This window comes from Streptomyces sp. NBC_01317, assembly GCF_035961655.1.
Lineage (GTDB): Bacteria > Actinomycetota > Actinomycetes > Streptomycetales > Streptomycetaceae > Streptomyces.
On the sequence record NZ_CP108393.1, the window covers coordinates 3,493,870 to 3,512,306 of the forward strand.

Here is an 18,437-nt window from a genome sequence, read left to right on the forward strand (position 1 = left end):
ATTCAGCGACCCCTCAGAGCTTCATCAGGCTGGCGTCGTCGACCGAGGCCGAGTGGCGGGAGCGGAAGAGCGACACGATGATCGCGAGCCCGACCACGACCTCCGCGGCGGCGACGACCATCACGAAGAAGGCGATGACCTGCCCGTCGAGATTGCCGTGCAGCCGGGCGAAGGCGACAAACGCGAGATTGCAGGCGTTGAGCATCAGCTCGATGCACATGAACACCACGATCGCGTTGCGCCGGATCAGCACACCGGTGGCACCGATGGTGAAGAGCAGCGACGCGAGGTAGAGGTAGTGGACCGGGTTCATCGCTTGATCTCCTCCTCGCGGCCGAGCCGGTCGGTGGACCGCTGCTCCAACGCCTTGAGGTCCGCGATGGCCTCGCTCGACACGTCGCGGATCTGGCCGCGGTCCTTGAGGGTCTTGTTGACGGTCAGCTCGGAGATCGTGCCGTCCGGCAGCAGGCCCGGGATGTCCACCGCGTTGTGCCGGGCGTAGACGCCCGGGGCGGGCAGCGGCGGCAGGTGGATGCCCTTGCGGACCCGGTCCTCGGCCATCTCCCGCTGCGTCAGCGCCCGTTCGGTGCGCTCGCGGTGGGTGAGGACCATGGCGCCGACGGCCGCGGTGATCAGCAGCGCGCCGGTGATCTCGAAGGCGAAGACGTACTTGGTGAAGATCAGCGCGGCCAGTCCCTCGACGTTGCCGCCCGCGTTGGCCTGGCCGAGGCCGGCGAACGAGTTCAGCGACGCGTTGCCGATGCCCCCGATCAGCAGGGCGCCGAAGCCGAGTCCGCAGACCAGGGCCAGCCAGCGCTGGCCCTTGAGCGTCTCCTTGAGGGAGTCCGCCGCGGTGACACCGACCAGCATGACCACGAAGAGGAACAGCATCATGATCGCGCCGGTGTAGACGATGATCTGGACGACGCCCAGGAAGTAGGCGCCGTTGGCCAGGTAGAAGACGGCCAGGATGATCATCGTCGCGGCCAGGCTCAGCGCGCTGTGCACGGCCCTCTTCATGAGGATCGTGGCGAAGGCGCCGACCACCGCGACCGTACCGAGAATCCAGAACTGGACGGCCTCGCCGGTCGACGTGGCGGAGGCCGCGAGGGTGGTGGAGGCTGCGAGTGCGTTCACGACCCGATCACCTTCTTCGACGCCGGCTCGTCCTCGCCGAAGGTGGACGCGGCCTCCTGCGGCCGCTCGCCCTTGCTCAGCGCCACCTGGCGGACCGTGCCGGGCGCGGCCTCGGTGACCAGCCCCCGGTAGTAGTCCTGCTCGTCCGTCCCCGGGAAGATCGAGTGCGGCGACTCGACCATGCCCTCGTCCAGGCCCGCGAGGAGCTGCTCCTTGGTGTAGATGAGGCTCTCGCGCGAGCTGTCGGCCAGCTCGAACTCGTTGGTCATCGTGAGCGCCCGGGTCGGGCACGCCTCGATGCACAGGCCGCAGAGGATGCAGCGCGCGTAGTTGATCTGGTAGACGCGGCCGTAGCGCTCCCCCGGGGAGTAGCGCTCCTCCTCGGTGTTGTCCGCGCCCTCCACGTAGATCGCGTCCGCCGGACACGCCCAGGCGCACAGCTCGCAGCCGATGCACTTCTCCAGGCCGTCCGGATGCCGGTTCAGCTGGTGACGGCCGTGGAAGCGCGGCGCCGTCACCTTCTGCTGCTCCGGGTACTGCTCGGTCAGCCGCTTCTTGAACATGGCCTTGAAGGTCACGCCGAAGCCCGCGACCGGGTTCTTCGGGGCGCGGGGGTTCTCCGCCTGCGAAGCATCGTGCGAAGAGTCCCGTGCGGGGTCCCGCCGGGAGACCTGCGAGGAATCCTGCGAAGAGTCAGACACTGTCAGCCTCCTTTCCGTCACTCTCGGTACCGTCACTCACAGTGTCGACCCCACCACTGACAACGAGCTCGCGCTCGGTGCGCGGACGCCTGCGCGGCACGGGTGGCAGCGTCTGCCCCGGCAGCGGTGGTACGGGGAATCCGCCCGCCATCGGGTCGAAGGCCGGGGGCTCCGGCTCCCGTTCGGCGTCGGCCCGCTCTTTCTTGTCGCGGAAGATGTCGGCGACGAAGGAGAGCAGCAGGATCGCGATGACCGCCCCGCCGACGTACAGCACGATCGACTGGAAGTCGTAGTTCTCGTTGCGCAGGGCCCGTACGGTCGCGACCAGCATCAGCCAGACCACCGAGACCGGGATCAGGACCTTCCAGCCCAGCTTCATCAACTGGTCGTAGCGCACGCGCGGCAGCGTGCCGCGCAGCCAGATGAAGAAGAAGAGCAGCAGCTGGACCTTGACGACGAACCAGAGCATCGGCCACCAGCCGTGGTTCGCGCCCTCCCAGAAGGTGGAGATGGGCCACGGGGCGCGCCAGCCGCCGAGGAAGAGCGTGGTCGCGACGGCCGAGACGGTGACCATGTTGACGTACTCGGCGAGCATGAACATCGCGAACTTGATGGACGAGTACTCGGTGTTGAAGCCGCCGACGAGGTCGCCCTCGGACTCGGGCATGTCGAAGGGGGCGCGGTTCGTCTCGCCCACCATCGTGATGATGTAGATGATGAAGGAGACCGGCAGCAGCACGATGTACCAGCGGTCCGCCTGCGCCTCCACGATCGCCGAGGTCGACATCGACCCCGAGTAGAGGAAGACGGAGGCGAACGCGGCGCCCATGGCGATCTCGTACGAAATCATCTGCGCGGCCGACCGCAGCCCGCCGAGCAGCGGGTACGTCGACCCGGAGGACCAGCCCGCCAGGACGATGCCGTAGATGCCGACCGAGGCGATCGCGAGGACGTACAGCATCGCGATCGGCAGGTCGGTCAGCTGCATCGTGGTGCGCTGGCCGAAGATCGAGACCTCGTTGCCGGACGGGCCGAACGGGATCACGGCGATCGCCATGAACGCGGGCACCGCGGCGACGATCGGCGCGAGGACGTAGACGACCTTGTCCGCGCGCTTGACGATCAGGTCTTCCTTCAGCATCAGCTTGATGCCGTCGGCGAGCGACTGGAGCATGCCCCAGGGCCCGTGCCGGTTGGGGCCGATCCGCAGCTGCATCCAGGCGACGACCTTGCGCTCCCACACGATGGAGAACAGCACGGTGACCATCAGGAACGCGAAGCAGAACACGGCCTTGACGACCACGAGCCACCACGGGTCGCGGCCGAACAGCGACAGGTCCTCGGCGGCGAGGACGGTGTGGACGGTGTGAGGAGCCGCCGCGAGGGGGGCGAAGGCGGTCATGCGCGCACCTCCGGCGCTTCTGCGTCCGCGGCCGGCACGCCGGCCGGGGCGATACGGACCAGCGTTCCCGGCTGGGAGCCGGTGTCCGCCGGGATGCCGCGGCCCGTGGAGTTCAGCGGCAGCCAGACCACCCGGTCGGGCATCACCGTGACCCGCAGCGGGAGCGTGACCGTGCCCGCCGGGCCCGTGACGGCCAGCGGGTCGCCGTCCTTGACGCCGGTCTCGGCGGCCGTCGTGGCGGAGAGCCGGGCGACCGCCGCGTGCCGGGTGCCGGCCAGCGCCTCGTCGCCCTGCTGGAGCAGGCCCTGGTCGAGCAGCAGCCGGTGGCCCGCGAGGACCGCCTCGCCATCGCCGGGGCGCGGCACCGGACGGGCCGACTCGCGCGGCGCGGTGGCCCGGGAGCCGTCCCAGCCGCCGAGCCGGTCCAGTTCGGACCGTACGGCCCTGAGGTCGGGCAGCGCGAAGTGCACGTCCAGCGCGTCGGCCAGCATGTGGAGGACGCGCGCGTCGGAGGGGGCCAGGCGCCGCGTCATCTGCTCGGGCTTGAGCGCCGCCTCGAACAGCCGCGCCCTGCCCTCCCAGTTGAGGAACGTGCCGGGCTTCTCGGCGACGGCCGCCACCGGGAAGACCACGTCCGCCCGGTCGGTGACCTCGCTCGGCCGCAGCTCCAGCGAGACCAGGAAGCCGACCGCGTCCAGCGCGGCCCGCGCGCCCGCCGGGTCCGGCAGGTCCGCCAGTTCGACGCCCGCGACGACCAGCGCGCCCAGCTCGCCGGTCGTGGCGGCCTCGACGATCTGGCCGGTGTCGCGCCCGTAGGCGTGCGGCAGTTCGCGTACGCCCCAGACCGCGGCGGTCTCCTCACGGGCCCGCGGGTCCGTGGCCGGGCGTCCGCCGGGCAGCAGCGACGGCAGCGCGCCCGCCTCCACCGCGCCGCGCTCGCCGGCCCGCCGCGGGATCCACACCAGCTGAGCGCCGGTGGCGACCGAGGCGCGGGCGGCGGCGGTGAGGCCGCCGGGCACGGCCGCGAGCCGTTCGCCGACGACGATCACGGCGCCGGGCGCGCGGAGCGCCTCGGCCGCCTTCGCGCCGTCACCGTCCAAGGACGTGTTGCCCGCGAGGGCGTCCAGCCAGTCGGTCTCCGTGCCGGGAGCGGCGGGGAGCAGGGTGCCCCCGGCCTTCTCCAGGCCCGGCGTGACGTGCGTGGCCAGCGAGAACGTCCGCTGTCCGTGCTTGCGCGCGGCCTTGCGCAGCCGCAGGAAGACGCCGGGCGCCTCCTCCTCGGACTCGAAGCCCGCGAGGAGGACGGCCGGTGCCTTCTCCAGCGTGGTGTACGTGATCCCCGTACCGTCCAGGTCCCGTCCCCGGCCCGCCACATGGGCGGCCAGGAAGTCGGCCTCCTCGCTGCTGTGCACCCGCGCGCGGAAGTCGACGTCGTTCGTGTCGAGCGCGACCCGGGCGAACTTGGCGTACGCGTACGCGTCCTCGACGGTCAGCCGGCCACCTGCCAGCACCCCCGCCCGGCCGCGCGCGGCGGCCAGCCCCAGGGCCGCGGCCTCCAGCGCCTCGGGCCAGCTCGCCGGCTCCAGGTCACCGTCCGCGTTCCTGATGAGGGGGGTCGTGAGCCGGTCGGGCTTCTGCGCGTAGCGGAAGCCGAACCGGCCCTTGTCGCAGACCCATTCCTCGTTGACCTCGGGGTCGTCGGCCGCCATCCGCCGCATGACCTTGCCGCGCCGGTGGTCGGTGCGGGTCGCGCAGCCGCCCGCGCAGTGCTCGCACACGCTCGGCGAGGAGACCAGGTCGAACGGCCGCGACCGGAAGCGGTACGCCGCCGAGGTGAGCGCGCCGACCGGGCAGATCTGGATGGTGTTGCCGGAGAAGTACGACGCGAAGGGGTCGCCCTCTCCGGTGCCGACCTGTTCGAGCGCCCCGCGCTCCAGCAGCTCGATCATCGGGTCGCCCGCGATCTGCTCGGAGAAGCGGGTACAGCGCGCGCAGAGCACACACCGCTCGCGGTCCAGCAGCACCTGCGTGGAGATCGGGACGGGCTTCTCGTACGTACGCTTCTTGCCCTCGAAGCGGGTGTCCGGTTCGCCGACCTGCATGGCCTGGTTCTGGAGCGGGCACTCGCCGCCCTTGTCACAGACCGGGCAGTCCAGCGGGTGGTTGATGAGCAGCAGCTCCATCACGCCGCGCTGCGCCTTCTCGGCGACGGGCGAGCTGAGCTGCGACCTGACGACCATGCCGTCGGTGCAGGTGATGGTGCAGGAGGCCATCGGCTTGCGCTGGCCCTCCACCTCCACGATGCACTGGCGGCAGGCGCCGACCGGGTCGAGCAGCGGATGGTCGCAGAAACGCGGGATCTCGATGCCGAGCAGCTCGGCGGCGCGGATGACCAGCGTCCCCTTGGGGACGGAGATCTCGATGCCGTCGATCGTCAGCGAGACGAGGTCTTCCGGCGGGAGCGCCGCCTCGCCGCCTCCGGAGGGGGCCGACGTGGTGACTGTCATGCGTTCACCTCCTGGTGCGGGTTCCGGTCTGCCCACGCGGTGGACTTCGCGGGGTCGAAGGGGCAGCCCTTGCCCGTGATGTGCTGCTCGTACTCGTCGCGGAAGTACTTGAGCGAGGAGAAGATCGGGGCGGCGGCGCCGTCGCCGAGCGCGCAGAACGACTTGCCGTTGATGGTGTCGGCGATGTCGTTGAGCTTGTCGAGGTCGGACATCTCGCCCTTGCCGGCCTCGATGTCCCGCAGCAACTGCACGAGCCAGTACGTGCCTTCGCGGCAGGGCGTGCACTTGCCGCAGGACTCGTGGGCGTAGAACTCGGTCCAGCGCGTCACGGCCCGTACGACACAGGTCGTCTCGTCGAAGCACTGGAGCGCCTTCGTGCCGAGCATCGAGCCGGCCGCGCCGACACCCTCGTAGTCCAGCGGGACGTCGAGGTGCTCGTCGGTGAACATCGGGGTCGAGGAGCCGCCCGGCGTCCAGAACTTGAGCCGGTGGCCCGCCCTGATGCCGCCGCCCATGTCGAGCAGCTGGCGCAGGGTGAGGCCCATGGGGCCCTCGTACTGCCCGGGGCTGGTGACGTGGCCGCTGAGCGAGTAGAGCGTGAAGCCCGGGGACTTCTCGCTGCCCATCGAGCGGAACCACTCCTTGCCGCGGTGCAGGATCGCGGGAACGGAGGCGATCGACTCGACGTTGTTCACCACGGTGGGGCTCGCGTAGAGTCCCGCCACGGCGGGGAAGGGAGGACGCAGCCGGGGCTGTCCGCGACGGCCCTCCAGCGAGTCGAGCAGCGCGGTCTCCTCCCCGCAGATGTACGCGCCCGCTCCCGCGTGGACGACGACGTCGAGGTCGATCCCGCTGCCGAGGATGTCCTTGCCTAGGTAGCCGGCCGCGTAGGCCTCCCGTACGGCTTCGTGCAGCCGGCGCAGGACGGGGACGACCTCGCCGCGCAGGTAGATGAAGGCGTGCGAGGAGCGGATCGCGTAACAGGCGATCACCATGCCCTCGATGAGGGAGTGCGGGTTGGCGAAGAGCAGCGGCATGTCCTTGCAGGTGCCGGGCTCCGACTCGTCGGCGTTGACGACGAGGTAGTGGGGTTTTCCGTCGCCCTGGGGGATGAACTGCCACTTCATCCCGGTGGGGAAGCCGGCGCCGCCGCGGCCGCGCAGACCCGCGTCCTTCACGTACGCGATGAGGTCGTCGGGCGTCATGGCGAGGGCCTTCTTGAGGCCCTCGTACCCGTCGTGCCGTTCGTACGTCTCCAGCGTCCAGGACTCCGGCTGGTCCCAGAACGCGGACAGCACGGGGGCGAGGAGCTTCTCGGGGCTGGTGCCGTTCTCGTCGATCTCGGGTGCCATCGTCATCACTCCCCCTCCTCGGCGGTGGGTCCGGCCGGGTGGTCCGGATCGGAGTCCGAGGTCCGCTGCGGTGCGTCGTGCGAGCTGAGGTGCTGGGAGCCGGGCTGCGGCGGGGCGTCCTTCGGGTGCGCGTCCTGCGGGTGCGCGTCCGGGGAGTGCCCGCCGTCACGCGGCCTGACCACCCGCTGCGGGGCCTCGCCCTTGGCGAGCCGCAGGCCGATCAGCGAGGCGGGGCCCGCTCCGCCGGTGGCTCCGACGGCGCCGGGGCGCTCGTCGGGGAAGCCGGCGAGGATCCGCTCGGTGTCCTTGTACGTGCAGAGCGGCGCGCCCCTGGTCGGCTCGACGGGACGGCCCGCGCGCAGGTCGTCGACGAGCTGCTTGGCGCTCTGCGGGGTCTGGTTGTCGAAGAACTCCCAGTTGACCATCACGACGGGCGCGAAGTCGCAGGCCGCGTTGCACTCGATGTGTTCGAGCGTGACCTTGCCGTCCTCGGTGGTCTCGTCGTTGCCGACGCCGAGATGTTCCTTCAGCTCGTCGAAGATGGCGTCGCCGCCCATCACCGCGCAGAGCGTGTTCGTACAGACCCCGACCTGGTAGTCACCGCCCGGCTTGCGCCGGTACATGGTGTAGAAGGTCGCGACGGCCGTGACCTCGGCGGTGGTCAGGTCGAGCAGCTCCGCGCAGAAGGCCATGCCCGTACGGGAGACGTACCCCTCCTCCGCCTGTACGAGGTGCAGGAGCGGCAGCAGCGCGGAACGGGCGCCGGGGTAACGGGAGATGATCTCCCTGGCGTCCGCCTCCAGCCGCGCGCGCACGTCGGCAGGGAAGTCGGGGGCCGGCAGCTGGGGCATCCCCAGGCTGACCTCGGAATTGGTCGGCTGGACGGTCACCGGTCGACGCCTCCCATCACGGGGTCGATGGACGCGACGGCGACGATGACGTCGGCGACCTGGCCGCCCTCGCACATCGCCGCCATGGCCTGGAGATTGGTGAAGGACGGGTCGCGGAAGTGGACCCGGTAGGGGCGGGTGCCCCCGTCGGAGACGACGTGCGCGCCCAGTTCGCCCTTGGGCGACTCCACGGCGGCGTACGCCTGCCCGGCCGGCACGCGGAAGCCCTCCGTCACCAGCTTGAAGTGATGGATCAGCGCTTCCATGGACGTGCCCATGATGTTCTTGATGTGGTCGAGCGAGTTGCCGAGCCCGTCGGGTCCGAGCGCGAGCTGCGCGGGCCAGGCGATCTTCTTGTCGGCGACCATCACCGGGCCCGGCGCCAGCCGGTCCAGGCACTGCTCGACGATCCGCAGCGACTGCCGCATCTCCTCCAGGCGGATGAGGAAGCGGCCGTACGCGTCACACGTGTCGGCGGTCGGGACGTCGAACTCGTACGTCTCGTAACCGCAGTACGGGTCCGACCTGCGCAGGTCGTGCGGGAGTCCAGCGGCGCGCAGGATCGGCCCGGTGGCGCCCAGCGCCATGCAGCCGGTCAGGTCGAGGTAGCCGACGTCCTCCATCCGGGCCTTGAAGATGGGGTTGCCGGTGGCGAGCTTGTCGTACTCGGGCAGGTTCTTCCGCAGGGTCCGCAGCAGCTCGCGCAGCTGGTCGACGGCGCCGGGAGGCAGGTCCTGGGCGAGTCCGCCGGGCCGGATGAACGCGTGGTTCATGCGCAGGCCGGTGATCAGCTCGTAGGCATCGAGAATGAGTTCACGATCACGGAATCCGTAGATCATGATCGTCGTCGCGCCCAGCTCCATGCCGCCGGTGGCGATGCACACCAGGTGCGAGGAGAGCCGGTTCAGCTCCATCAGCAGGACGCGGATGGCGGTGGCCCGGTCCGGGATCTCGTCCTCGATGCCGAGCAGCTTCTCCACGCCCAGGCAGTACGCCGTCTCGTTGAAGAACGACGTCAGGTAGTCCATGCGCGTGACGAAGGTGGTGCCCTGCGTCCAGTTGCGGAATTCGAGGTTCTTCTCGATGCCCGTGTGCAGATAGCCGATGCCGCAGCGGGCCTCGGTGACGGTCTCGCCCTCGATCTCCAGGATCAGCCGCAGCACCCCGTGGGTGGACGGGTGCTGGGGACCCATGTTGACGATGATCCGCTCGTCGTCGGACTTCGCGGCGGACTGGACGACCTCGTCCCAGTCCCCACCGGTGACCGTATATACGGTGCCCTCGGTGGTCTCGCGGGCCGACGCATGTGAAGTGCTCATCAGGAGTACGACCTCCGCTGGTCCGGAGCCGGGATCTGGGCGCCCTTGTACTCGACGGCGATCCCGCCGAGCGGATAGTCCTTGCGCTGCGGGAAGCCCTGCCAGTCGTCCGGCATCATGATCCGGGTCAGGGCGGGGTGGCCGTCGAAGATCAGGCCGAAGAAGTCGTACGTCTCGCGCTCGTGCCAGTCGTTGGTCGGGTAGAGCGAGACCAGGGACGGCACGTGCGGGTCGGCGTCGGGCGCCGAGACCTCCAGGCGGATCAGCCGGCCGTGGGTGAGCGAGCGCAGGTGGTAGACGGCGTGCAGCTCACGGCCCTTGTCCCCGAGGTAGTGGACGCCCGACACCCCCGTACACAGCTCGAAGCGGAGCGCCGGGTCGTCGCGCAGGGTGCGCGCGACCTGGACGAGGTGCTCGCGGGCGATGTGGAAGGTGACCTCGCCGCGGTCCACGACCGTCTTCTCGATGGCGTTGCCGGGGACGAGTCCCTGCTCCTCCAGCGCGCCTTCGAGCTCGTCGGCGATCTGGTCGAAGACCCCGTTGGGGCCACCGAAGGGGCGGGAGGTCGAGCCCGGCAGGGCGACCGTCCTGCGCAGACCGCCGTAACCGGAGGTGTCCCCGCCGTTGTTGGCGCCGAACATGCCCTTCCGTACGCCGATGACCTCACCGTGGTCGTCGCGCGCGGAGGGAACGTTCTTTCCGTCCTGGCCGTTCTGGCCGTTCCGGCCGTCCGCGCCGGACCCGTTGTCGTGCCCGGACGTGCCGGGACGCTGCTCGCCGCTCACCGCAGCAGCCCCTTCATCTCGATCAGCGGGAGCGCCTTGAGGGCCGCTTCCTCCGCCTCGCGGGCCGCCTCTTCGGCGTTGACCCCGAGCTTGGAGTTCTGGATCTTCTCGTGGAGCTTGAGAATGGCGTCCAACAGCATCTCGGGACGCGGCGGGCAGCCGGGCAGATAGATGTCGACCGGCACGATGTGGTCGACGCCCTGCACGATCGCGTAGTTGTTGAACATGCCGCCCGACGAGGCGCACACCCCCATGGAGATCACCCACTTGGGGTTCGGCATCTGGTCGTAGACCTGCCGCAGGACGGGCGCCATCTTCTGGCTCACCCGCCCGGCCACGATCATCAGGTCGGCCTGGCGCGGTGAACCGCGGAAGACCTCCATGCCGAACCGTGCCAGGTCGTACCGCCCCGCGCCGGTCGTCATCATCTCGATGGCGCAGCAGGCGAGGCCGAAGGTGGCGGGGAATACGGAGGACTTCCGCACCCACCCCGAGGCCTGTTCGACCGTGGTCAGCAGGAAACCGCTAGGCAGCTTCTCTTCGAGTCCCATTGGTGGCCCCTCAGCCCCTTTAGTCCCATTCCAGACCGCCCCGCCGCCACACATACGCGTAGGCGACGAAGACGGTGAGCACGAAGAGCAGCATCTCCACGAGCCCGAAGATCCCCAGGGAGTCGAAGGTGACGGCCCAGGGGTAAAGGAAGACGATCTCGATGTCGAAGACGATGAAGAGCATCGCCGTCAGGTAGTACTTGATGGGAAAGCGGCCGCCTCCGGCCGGCGTCGGCGTGGGCTCGATGCCACACTCGTACGCTTCAAGTTTGGCCCGGTTGTACCGTCTTGGGCCGATAAGCGTGGCCATGACCACGGAGAAGATCGCAAACCCAGCCCCGAGGGCGCCGAGCACGAGGATGGGTGCGTAGGCATTCAACGCCCCTCAGCTCCTTCCAGTCGTCCTTGACCGTTGGACCGCACCGGGCGATTTTGTGTCGCCGCCCCACCACGGATTCCCCGGCACCGGATCACCGAAGATCGTGTACATGTGAGGCAGTTCACAAGCCCGACTGCCCCGCATCCTATGCCTGGTGGTCTGTGATCTGCGACACGGGGTACACCACCGACTTTGTGATCTCCACCACCTGACGAAGGATCATGAAGTCGGATGAGCGGTGATCTTCGCACACGAAGCGTCCCGGCGGTCACGAGATGTGACATCCGCCTGGGTCGTCGCTGGTGGGAGGGGGTTCGCATTATCAAGCGATGGCATATACAAGCAAATTGGCGACGGAACACTTTGGGGTGATAAGGCATCCGCCGTCACCCGGGCGAGGGGGCGGGCAGGAGCGAGGTGGACACGTGCGCGCGTTCACGAGCGACAGGGAGTGAGGGGGATGAGGGGGGTGCACTCCCGGCCATCCGGGCCCCGGCGGTGGCGCCGTAACCATCCGGTCGCAGTGCGGTGACCATCCTGTGACCTGTACCACTCCGGCCGACTGCCCGAAAAGGCGGGCTTGGCCAAGGGTGTGAAGGGATGGTAAGTCAGGGGCAATTCGGGCGTTTGACGAAAAGCAGGTGATCACAGCCATGATCACGCGTGCCCGGTTTGCCCGTTACGGCGTCAATAAAGGCCGTTCGAAAGCGGATTCACAGATTCCAGCCGCAAATGTGGCGCAGGACACGTTTCTTGACGCCCACCCGGGACCGCCTGATAGCGGTATGACCATGTCCCACACCGCTCAGATAACCAGCCACCGGAAACCCCGCCGCAGCGCGTCGAAAACGGCCATCCGCGCCGGAGTTGCCGGGGGTGTTCTCAGCAGCATCGCGGTCGCCGGTGCCGCCGGGCCGGCGCACGCCGAGCCGGTGACCGAGAAGACCATCGAAATGCCCACCCTGACCGCCGGGCTCGCCGACAGCGTCGCGCAGTCCGCGGCGGCCACGCAGCAGGTCGCGTCCGTCCTCGAACTCCAGGCGCAGGAGGACGCGGCGGCCACGAAGGCCGCGCACACCGCCAAGGTCGCCAAGGCGAAGGCCGAGGCGATCCGCAAGGCCGAGGCGGAGAAGAAGCGCGAAGAGGCCGCCGCGAAGGCCGCCAAGGCCAAGGCGGCGGCGGAGGCCGCGGCCGAGAAGGCCACGTACTCCACGCAGTCGGCGAGCACCGGCGGCTCCGGCTCCACGGCCACCGCCAAGACCGCCTCGTACACCTCGACGGCCACCGGCTCGGCCGCGGCCCTCATCGCCTTCGCCCGCGCGCAGGTCGGCGACGCCTACGTGATGGGTTCGACGGGCCCCAACGCGTGGGACTGCTCGGGTCTGGTGCAGGCCGCGTACAAGCAGATCGGTGTGGACCTGCCGCGCGTCTCGCAGGACCAGTCGACCGCGGGCACGCAGGTCTCCCTCAGCAACCTCCAGCCGGGCGACATCCTGTACTGGGGAAGCGCGGGCAGCGCGTACCACACGGCGATCTACGTGGGCGGCGGCGAGTTCGTGGGGGCGCAGAACCCCGGCACGGGTGTGGTCGAGAAGTCCCTGGACTGGGACCCGCCGACCGGTGCGGTGCGGGTGCTCTGAGTTTTCGTACGTACGACGGCCCGCGTCCCGTTCAGGGGGAGGCGGGCTTTCGGCGCAGGGGCTCCGGCTGTACGGGCTCCGGTTGTACGGGGCGAAGGAGCGCGTCCGCGAACTCGCCCCGCTCCTTCGCGTTCTCCCGCAGCCACAGGCCCAGCTTGTGGTCCGCGTCGGCGTGGACGAGGTGGGTGAGGTCCGCGCGCGTGGCCAGCGCCTCCGCGACGGCCCGGGTCACCGCGGGCGGGATCACCGTGTCGTGCGCCGGTACGAGCAGGACCGCGCGCCCGGTGAACGTACGGAAGGCGTCGAGCGCGGCCGAGTCCCGCCAGCTGTCCGGGGTCCTGATGACGCCGGTGAACCCGTCCGCGAACGGCACCTCCCACGCCCGGCGCGCGTACACGGCGGGGGCGCACAGGCCGATCGTTGTGACGCGAGGGCCGTAGTGGGCGGCGAGGTCCGCCACCGTCTGGCCGCTCATGCTGAATCCGACGAGCACCAGGCCGTCGCCGGGCGGCGCGTGCGCGTCGATCACGGCCCGCGCCTGTGCGAGCCGCCGTCCCAGGCTCAGCTCGCCGAGGGATCCGGAACTGCCGCCGTGCCCCGAGAAGTCGAAGGTGACCACGGTGTGGCCCCGCGCGGCGAGATCCCCGGCGAGGGCGTCCAGCCGCCGGTGCTCGCTCGTACCGGCGCCGTGGAGCAGGACGGCGGTCGCCCGGCTCGCGGCCGGATCTGCGGGCGTCGTCACGGAGCAGGTGAGCGTCTCGCCGTCGCACGGGAAGGAGAAGCGCCGTACGCCGCGCCCCTCGTCCCGGACGTCACGCCGCATCGCATCCTCCCCCTGACCCCGTGATCGTACGCCCGCGAAGAAGCTCAACGATCGCTGTACGGCCCGGGAACGAGCGGGGCAGGACCCGTACGCTGGGCGCTCCACCGGAGCCGTGGCGCTGACACGCCACCTGCTGTCGCCCTCCCCAAAGGACGCCCCGTGAGCACTCCCCGCCATGTCATCTTCGGTACCGGCGCCATCGGCCGGGCCACGCTCGCCGCGCTGCTGCGCCGGGGCGAACACCCGCGGGACGTACGGATGGTCAACCGCTCGGGCTCCGCGCCCGTTCCCGACGGGGTCGAGGTCGTGGCCGGGGACGCCACCGACCCCGCCTTCACCACCGCCGTCGCCGAGGGCGCCCAGGTGGTGTACCAGATCCTCAACCCGCCCTACCACCGCTGGGCCCAGGAGTTCCCCGGCCTCCAGGCCGGAGTGGTGGCCGCCGCGGAGGCCGCCGGGGCGCGGCTGGTGAGCATGGACAACGTCTACATGTACGGGCCGCCCCTGGGCCGCCCCCTCACCGAGGGCCACGCCGACGCGCCCACGACCCGCAAGGGCGCGGTCCGCGCGCGGATGGCCCAGGACCTGCTCGCCGCGCACCGCGCGGGCCGCGTCGAGGTCACCATCGGCCGCGCCTCGGACTACTACGGGCCCGGCGGCGGCAAGCAGTCCGTCCTCGGCGACACGGTCTTCAAGGCGGCGCTGCGGGGCCGGACTGCCACGGTCCTCGGCGACCCGGACCAGCCGCACACGTACACGTACATCCCGGACATCGGTGAGGGCCTCGCCCTCCTCGGCGAACACCCCGACGCGGCGGGCGAGGTCTGGCACCTGCCGAACGACCCGGTCACCCGCACCACCCGCCAACTCGTCACCCTCGTCCACGAGTCGGCGGGCCACCCGAAGGCCAAGGTGCGCTCGCTCCCGCCCGTGGTGCTGCGCACGCTGGGCGTCGCGAACCCGCTCCTGCGCGAACTGAGCGAGATGCTGTACGAGTTCCAGGAGCCGTTCGTCGTCGACAGCACCAAGATCACCAAACACCTCGGCGCGACGGCGACCCCGGCGGAACAGGCGGTGCACGACACGCTGGCCACGTACCGCGCGCCGGCCGGAAGCTAGGCCTTCGGGACCACCTTGGTGGTCCCGAGTTGGGAGGCATACTGATGTTCGCAAGGAGGCTCGATTGACGATAGAGGCATTTACCGGCCAAAAGGGGCCAGATGGATCGTTGGTCTGCGTGGCGAACTCTACGCCCGCAAGAACTCAGACAGAGGAACGGTCGCGAACAAGGCCAATCGATCCGTAAGCAGCTCGCCCCGAGCCGGCCGAACGCTGACAGCAATGGCGTCCGGATATTGCGAAGTCATCGACCACGGGCCGCTGGGACACGACCCCGGCAAACTCTGCCGATTATTTGTACAGTAGTCACGACTCACTGCTCGGCAAGCGCGAGCGGTGGACAGTCGGCTGCCATAGGCCGCGCCAACTGCGGTGCCCCGACACGACGGGCCGCGCCTGTTCCCAGCCCGCAGACCTCGAAGTGCCAGCACTGGGGACTTTGTTACGCAGCACCAACGGACAGCAAGTCGCCGACTGAACTTCGCGCTCGCCAGCACCCTCGCCCCCGTCGACCATGGCGAGCAGGAGGCGTAGTGCGATCCGTGACACTGGGAGTTCGGCGCCCTACGCGCCCGCCCGCACCTGGCACGTGCACACGTAGGGTGCACGGTCTGCGCTTCGTTTGCGTGAATCGAGGCCCCGAGCATCAGCTCGACAACATGCTCGCTACGCCCCAACTTCTTTTCCTTCATGAGCACCTATTCCATGAGGTACGGCGCTCGGGATCCCCGAGGGGGCGCTCTGCCGCAGCCGCCCGGCCTCCGCACGCGTGGCTCCTCAATACTGGACCGACATTCCCGTGGCGCGACTGCGACCGCGAGCTGCACATCGCCCTGAGCGTGACGTGCTCGACGGGCCCGAAAACCGCCACGACCGTGCCCTCGACGAGCAGGAGCGGCGCATGTGGGGATAACTGACCGTCGCCCTGGCAGCCGTACTCGCCGAGATCGAGGACGAGAATAAGGGTTGTGCCGTTATCAGTTCAGTTCGTGGCCTAGTGTGGGTAACGTTTCCGCACGCCCGAAAGGATCCCCTAATTCTGTGCACCCCGCCGCGCACCCCTCGGCGGGGTGCACGCACGTCCGCTAAGGGATGCGTGTCGCTACTGCGGAACGGTGGCCTACGGGTCGATCACTGGCGGGGTCCCGGTTGGTCTCACTTCGCAGTGGACGCAGCAAGCATGTCGGCCCACTCGTGCTGGCTGTCCTTGCCGCAGTGGAAGTCCTTCAATCGCTGCACCAAGAGTTGGGGAAACCGCTTGAGGCACTCGGCCAGAGGAAGAGGTGACCACTGTACGGCGGTGAGGAGCAGCTTCTTGGGGTCGCTAACCACCTCAAGAAGGATGCCGTTGCGTTCTTGCGCAAGCATGGCGAGTTTGTCCGGCTCGAGATCTGCCTGATTCGGTTCAACCGCCGCATACAGGCCCTTCCCGATGCCTGCCACCGCCAGTCGCTCAACGAACTGAAGGATCTCACTCTGCGACACGGCCTTCTGCTTGGCTTCCGCGCTCAGTACGACGGTGTAGTCAGCAGTAGAGGCGGACGTAGGGTCATCCGACTCAAAAAAACCGTCCTGGGCGGACTCTTGACTGCTCGGAGGAACTTTGATCGCAACGTCACCGGGGACATTGCGACTAGGATCATTGATGGCGTCGGCGTAGACCATTCCTGGATGAACTAGGTCAAGGCAGGCTGCGACGAAGGCTTGCCCGCGTCTCCCGCCTTCTCGGTTGATGTTGATGAAAGCGGTTGCGAGGTCGCTCAGGACCGGAAGTGTCAGCGAACCGGCTTCGAGTTCGAGCACTGTTGCCCTGTTGCCATCCTCGATGCGCACCCGAAGGAACGCGGCCAAGGCCCTCAGCGCACTCTCATCCTCAAGGAAGTCGGCACTCTGGAGACACTCGACCAGATACTCAAGCTCGGCTCGCGCCACCGGCTTGCTCTCGGGAATCAGCGAGAGGACGACCATCTCTTGCTGATAGAAAGGATGGTTGTTCAGCGGCTCTGCACCGCTCGTCCGCAGGTCGATCTCATGCTCGACACAGGCAGGCACCAGGACGTTCTTGGCGACCCCACGAGCGGAGTACCCGCGATGCACCTTGGTCTGGAGCGCGAGGGCGTTGACGAGCTTGTTCGTGGCCTTGGCCAGCAACGCTGTGCCCAGCATTGGGGTGTTGGTGCCGTTCTTGGCCTGACCCACCTTGCGGCTTCGGGTGATCCACTCGGACGGAAGGTCCTCGTCCGATCGCGCCAGCATGAGCGCTTCGAGGAACTTCTCCCTCGCTGGTTCCCTAGGAACCCGCAGCGTCACTTTCCGCCCCCCGCCCTGCACCATGTTCCGCCCACATCCGTGATCGACTCAGCCTGGACGCCACAGGCTCGCACACTAGCCCGGCCGAGAGCTAGTCTCTCCCTCAGGGCGCCGCCAACCGCCGAACCAAGCGGGTCTCATCTCCCCGATGTCAGTCCCACATGGCACTCTGTTCTCTGTGACGAGTCAAGGCATCGCAATCTCATTGTTCTCCGGCGCAGGCGGCCTGGACCTCGGGGTGGAGCAAGCCGGGTACGAGGTCCGTGCTGCCGTTGAGCGCAACGCCGACGCCGTGGCCACGATGGAGAAGAATTTTTCCCATCTCCAATCAGAAGTGATCCAGAAGGACATTCTTGAGGTTTCAGCCAAAGACCTTCTAAGCGCTGCTGGCCTCAAGGGGGGCGAACGCCCGGATTTGCTGGTCGGCGGCCCCCCCTGCACTCCGTTCTCAAAGTCGGGATTCTGGCTTGAGTACAAGCGCAAAGGACTCGATCCGGGCGCCTCCCTTTTGCAGTCCTACACTCGCCTTCTCCGTGAGGCGAAACCGCGCGCTTTTGTCATGGAGAACGTCTACGCACTCACTTTCAACAACAAGGCCTCGCGTCCCGCTTACGAGCGATTGCTGCGGGAAATTGACGAGGCAGGATACAGCTACGAGACGAAAGTCCTGAATGCTGCCGACTACGGAGTCCCGCAGTCCCGACCGAGGCTCTTCGTGATCGGGGTACCAAAGGGTAAGGCCCTGCCGCAGCACCCAGAACCGACACACGGGGGCAAGTGGGAGCGCCGCGCAACGGGCACCGAAGAGCAGTCTCATGTAACAGTGGGGCAGGCCCTTGAGGGGCTCGTGACGGAGCCTGAAGCCGGCGAGACAGTCGGCGGAAAGTATGGGCATCTGCTGCCCGACATTCCGCCCGGAGAGAATTACCTCCATTATACGGAAGAGCGAGGCCACAGTAACCCTGAGTTCAAGTGGCGATCCAAGTATTGGTCGTTCCTGCTTAAGCTCGACCCCAACCGCCCTTCTCCAACGATTCAGGCACAGCCAGGCCCTTACATCGGCCCGTTTCACTGGGATAACCGGCGCCTACGCGTGCCAGAGATGAAGCGGCTGTTCACATTTCCGGATGAGTTTCAATTCGTCGGCAAGCGCGGCGCTGTTCAGGCCCAACTCGGAAATTGCGTTCCCCCCCTCTTGGCGGAAAAGGTCGTGCGTGCCATCGCCGAGCAGGTGGAGTAATCGTTACTTCTACGCCCAGCCGCCCTTCCGCAAGGCGGCGACCAGCCCCTGCGCCAGCAGGAAGGTGAGCACCCGGACGGCCGCCCCGTCACCGACCGCGAGGAAGGGCGCCAACTCCACGTCGCGGGAGAGCGCCGTCACTAGCTTCCAGGAAATGGCGCGCGATGCCGCCACAATGAGCAGAAACGCATATGAACTCGGCCTCACCCCCATGGCCGTCCGGGTCGTCGCAGCTGCGGAAGTTTCCGCCCCCGTCACTGATTTCACCCGTCATACCCGTCA

17 protein-coding genes are annotated in these 18,437 nt (G+C 68.5%); 3 read left to right on the plus strand and 14 right to left on the minus strand.

Features of this window, described 5'->3' with window-relative positions; translation table 11 throughout:
* Positions 1–13: 13 nt before the first annotated feature.
* From nuoK to OG349_RS14820, 11 genes are read right to left on the minus strand one after another with little or no spacing between them, the layout of a single operon-like run.
* Positions 14–313 carry an NADH-quinone oxidoreductase subunit NuoK gene (nuoK, locus tag OG349_RS14770; protein ID WP_161306881.1) on the minus strand — a complete coding sequence of 100 codons (300 nt, stop codon included), beginning with the start codon at positions 311–313 and terminating at the stop codon, positions 14–16.
* Positions 310–1,137 (minus strand): NADH-quinone oxidoreductase subunit J, encoded by an 828-nt coding sequence (locus OG349_RS14775; protein ID WP_327235038.1) that lies wholly within the window; start codon positions 1,135–1,137, stop codon positions 310–312. Before OG349_RS14775 ends, nuoK begins: the two co-directional genes overlap by 4 nt.
* On the minus strand, positions 1,134–1,838 hold the full coding sequence (nuoI, locus tag OG349_RS14780) for an NADH-quinone oxidoreductase subunit NuoI (protein ID WP_327235039.1): 705 nt from the start codon (positions 1,836–1,838) through the stop codon (positions 1,134–1,136). Before nuoI ends, OG349_RS14775 begins: the two co-directional genes overlap by 4 nt.
* Positions 1,831–3,240: an NADH-quinone oxidoreductase subunit NuoH gene (gene nuoH, locus OG349_RS14785; RefSeq protein ID WP_327235040.1), complete on the minus strand. Its 1,410-nt coding sequence runs from the start codon at positions 3,238–3,240 to the stop codon at positions 1,831–1,833. Before nuoH ends, nuoI begins: the two co-directional genes overlap by 8 nt.
* Positions 3,237–5,747: an NADH-quinone oxidoreductase subunit G gene (locus tag OG349_RS14790; RefSeq protein WP_327235041.1), complete on the minus strand. Its 2,511-nt coding sequence runs from the start codon at positions 5,745–5,747 to the stop codon at positions 3,237–3,239. Before OG349_RS14790 ends, nuoH begins: the two co-directional genes overlap by 4 nt.
* Positions 5,744–7,105 carry an NADH-quinone oxidoreductase subunit NuoF gene (gene nuoF / locus OG349_RS14795; protein ID WP_327235042.1) on the minus strand — a complete coding sequence of 454 codons (1,362 nt, stop codon included), beginning with the start codon at positions 7,103–7,105 and terminating at the stop codon, positions 5,744–5,746. Before nuoF ends, OG349_RS14790 begins: the two co-directional genes overlap by 4 nt.
* Positions 7,105–7,950: an NADH-quinone oxidoreductase subunit NuoE gene (gene nuoE / locus OG349_RS14800; RefSeq protein ID WP_327238579.1), complete on the minus strand. Its 846-nt coding sequence runs from the start codon at positions 7,948–7,950 to the stop codon at positions 7,105–7,107. The genes nuoF and nuoE overlap by 1 nt, the downstream gene beginning before the upstream one ends.
* A gap of 35 nt (positions 7,951–7,985) precedes the next feature.
* Positions 7,986–9,308 carry an NADH-quinone oxidoreductase subunit D gene (locus OG349_RS14805; protein WP_327235043.1) on the minus strand — a complete coding sequence of 441 codons (1,323 nt, stop codon included), beginning with the start codon at positions 9,306–9,308 and terminating at the stop codon, positions 7,986–7,988.
* Positions 9,308–10,093, minus strand: coding sequence for an NADH-quinone oxidoreductase subunit C (locus tag OG349_RS14810; RefSeq protein WP_327235044.1), 786 nt, complete (start codon positions 10,091–10,093; stop codon positions 9,308–9,310). The genes OG349_RS14805 and OG349_RS14810 overlap by 1 nt, the downstream gene beginning before the upstream one ends.
* The gene (locus tag OG349_RS14815) at positions 10,090–10,644 is read right to left on the minus strand and encodes a NuoB/complex I 20 kDa subunit family protein (RefSeq protein WP_161310777.1); all 555 of its coding nucleotides are present in this window, start codon (positions 10,642–10,644) and stop codon (positions 10,090–10,092) included. The genes OG349_RS14810 and OG349_RS14815 overlap by 4 nt, the downstream gene beginning before the upstream one ends.
* A 19-nt stretch (positions 10,645–10,663) precedes the next feature.
* Positions 10,664–11,023 (minus strand): NADH-quinone oxidoreductase subunit A, encoded by a 360-nt coding sequence (locus OG349_RS14820; protein WP_161310778.1) that lies wholly within the window; start codon positions 11,021–11,023, stop codon positions 10,664–10,666.
* Between the two features lie 791 nt (positions 11,024–11,814).
* Between OG349_RS14820 and OG349_RS14825 the strand changes: the two genes are divergently transcribed.
* Positions 11,815–12,663 (plus strand): C40 family peptidase, encoded by an 849-nt coding sequence (locus OG349_RS14825; RefSeq protein WP_327235045.1) that lies wholly within the window; start codon positions 11,815–11,817, stop codon positions 12,661–12,663.
* A 31-nt stretch (positions 12,664–12,694) separates the two neighbouring features.
* Here the strand turns inward: OG349_RS14825 and OG349_RS14830 are convergent, their stop codons facing one another.
* A complete protein-coding gene (locus tag OG349_RS14830; RefSeq protein ID WP_327235046.1) occupies positions 12,695–13,486 on the minus strand; it encodes an alpha/beta hydrolase in 792 nt (263 codons plus the stop codon).
* A gap of 159 nt (positions 13,487–13,645) precedes the next feature.
* Between OG349_RS14830 and OG349_RS14835 the strand changes: the two genes are divergently transcribed.
* Positions 13,646–14,605 carry an NAD-dependent epimerase/dehydratase family protein gene (locus OG349_RS14835; protein WP_327235047.1) on the plus strand — a complete coding sequence of 320 codons (960 nt, stop codon included), beginning with the start codon at positions 13,646–13,648 and terminating at the stop codon, positions 14,603–14,605.
* A 1,155-nt stretch (positions 14,606–15,760) separates the two neighbouring features.
* Here OG349_RS14835 and OG349_RS14840 read toward each other — a convergent pair.
* The gene (locus OG349_RS14840) at positions 15,761–16,939 is read right to left on the minus strand and encodes a restriction endonuclease, SacI family (protein ID WP_327235048.1); all 1,179 of its coding nucleotides are present in this window, start codon (positions 16,937–16,939) and stop codon (positions 15,761–15,763) included.
* 154 nt (positions 16,940–17,093) lie between these two features.
* On the opposite strand from OG349_RS14840, the gene OG349_RS14845 reads away from it, so the two are divergent.
* A complete protein-coding gene (locus OG349_RS14845) occupies positions 17,094–18,155 on the plus strand; it encodes a DNA cytosine methyltransferase (RefSeq protein WP_327235049.1) in 1,062 nt (353 codons plus the stop codon).
* A gap of 9 nt (positions 18,156–18,164) precedes the next feature.
* Here the strand turns inward: OG349_RS14845 and OG349_RS14850 are convergent, their stop codons facing one another.
* Positions 18,165–18,296 carry a hypothetical protein gene (locus tag OG349_RS14850; RefSeq protein ID WP_327235050.1) on the minus strand — a complete coding sequence of 44 codons (132 nt, stop codon included), beginning with the start codon at positions 18,294–18,296 and terminating at the stop codon, positions 18,165–18,167.
* Positions 18,297–18,437 lie beyond the last annotated feature (141 nt).

What these genes read in the sequence shown, in the direction of transcription:
- nuoK (WP_161306881.1), bottom strand. Translation starts at nt 313, where the DNA reads ATGAACCCGGTCCACTACCTCTACCTCGCGTCGCTGCTCTTCACCATC.
- nuoH (WP_327235040.1), bottom strand. Translation starts at nt 3,240, where the DNA reads ATGACCGCCTTCGCCCCCCTCGCGGCGGCTCCTCACACCGTCCACACC.
- OG349_RS14790 (WP_327235041.1), bottom strand. Translation starts at nt 5,747, where the DNA reads ATGACAGTCACCACGTCGGCCCCCTCCGGAGGCGGCGAGGCGGCGCTC.
- nuoF (WP_327235042.1), bottom strand. Translation starts at nt 7,105, where the DNA reads ATGACGATGGCACCCGAGATCGACGAGAACGGCACCAGCCCCGAGAAG.
- nuoE (WP_327238579.1), bottom strand. Translation starts at nt 7,950, where the DNA reads ATGCCCCAGCTGCCGGCCCCCGACTTCCCTGCCGACGTGCGCGCGCGG.
- OG349_RS14805 (WP_327235043.1), bottom strand. Translation starts at nt 9,308, where the DNA reads ATGAGCACTTCACATGCGTCGGCCCGCGAGACCACCGAGGGCACCGTA.
- OG349_RS14815 (WP_161310777.1), bottom strand. Translation starts at nt 10,644, where the DNA reads ATGGGACTCGAAGAGAAGCTGCCTAGCGGTTTCCTGCTGACCACGGTC.
- OG349_RS14825 (WP_327235045.1), top strand. Translation starts at nt 11,815, where the DNA reads ATGTCCCACACCGCTCAGATAACCAGCCACCGGAAACCCCGCCGCAGC.
- OG349_RS14830 (WP_327235046.1), bottom strand. Translation starts at nt 13,486, where the DNA reads ATGCGGCGTGACGTCCGGGACGAGGGGCGCGGCGTACGGCGCTTCTCC.
- OG349_RS14840 (WP_327235048.1), bottom strand. Translation starts at nt 16,939, where the DNA reads ATGGTGCAGGGCGGGGGGCGGAAAGTGACGCTGCGGGTTCCTAGGGAA.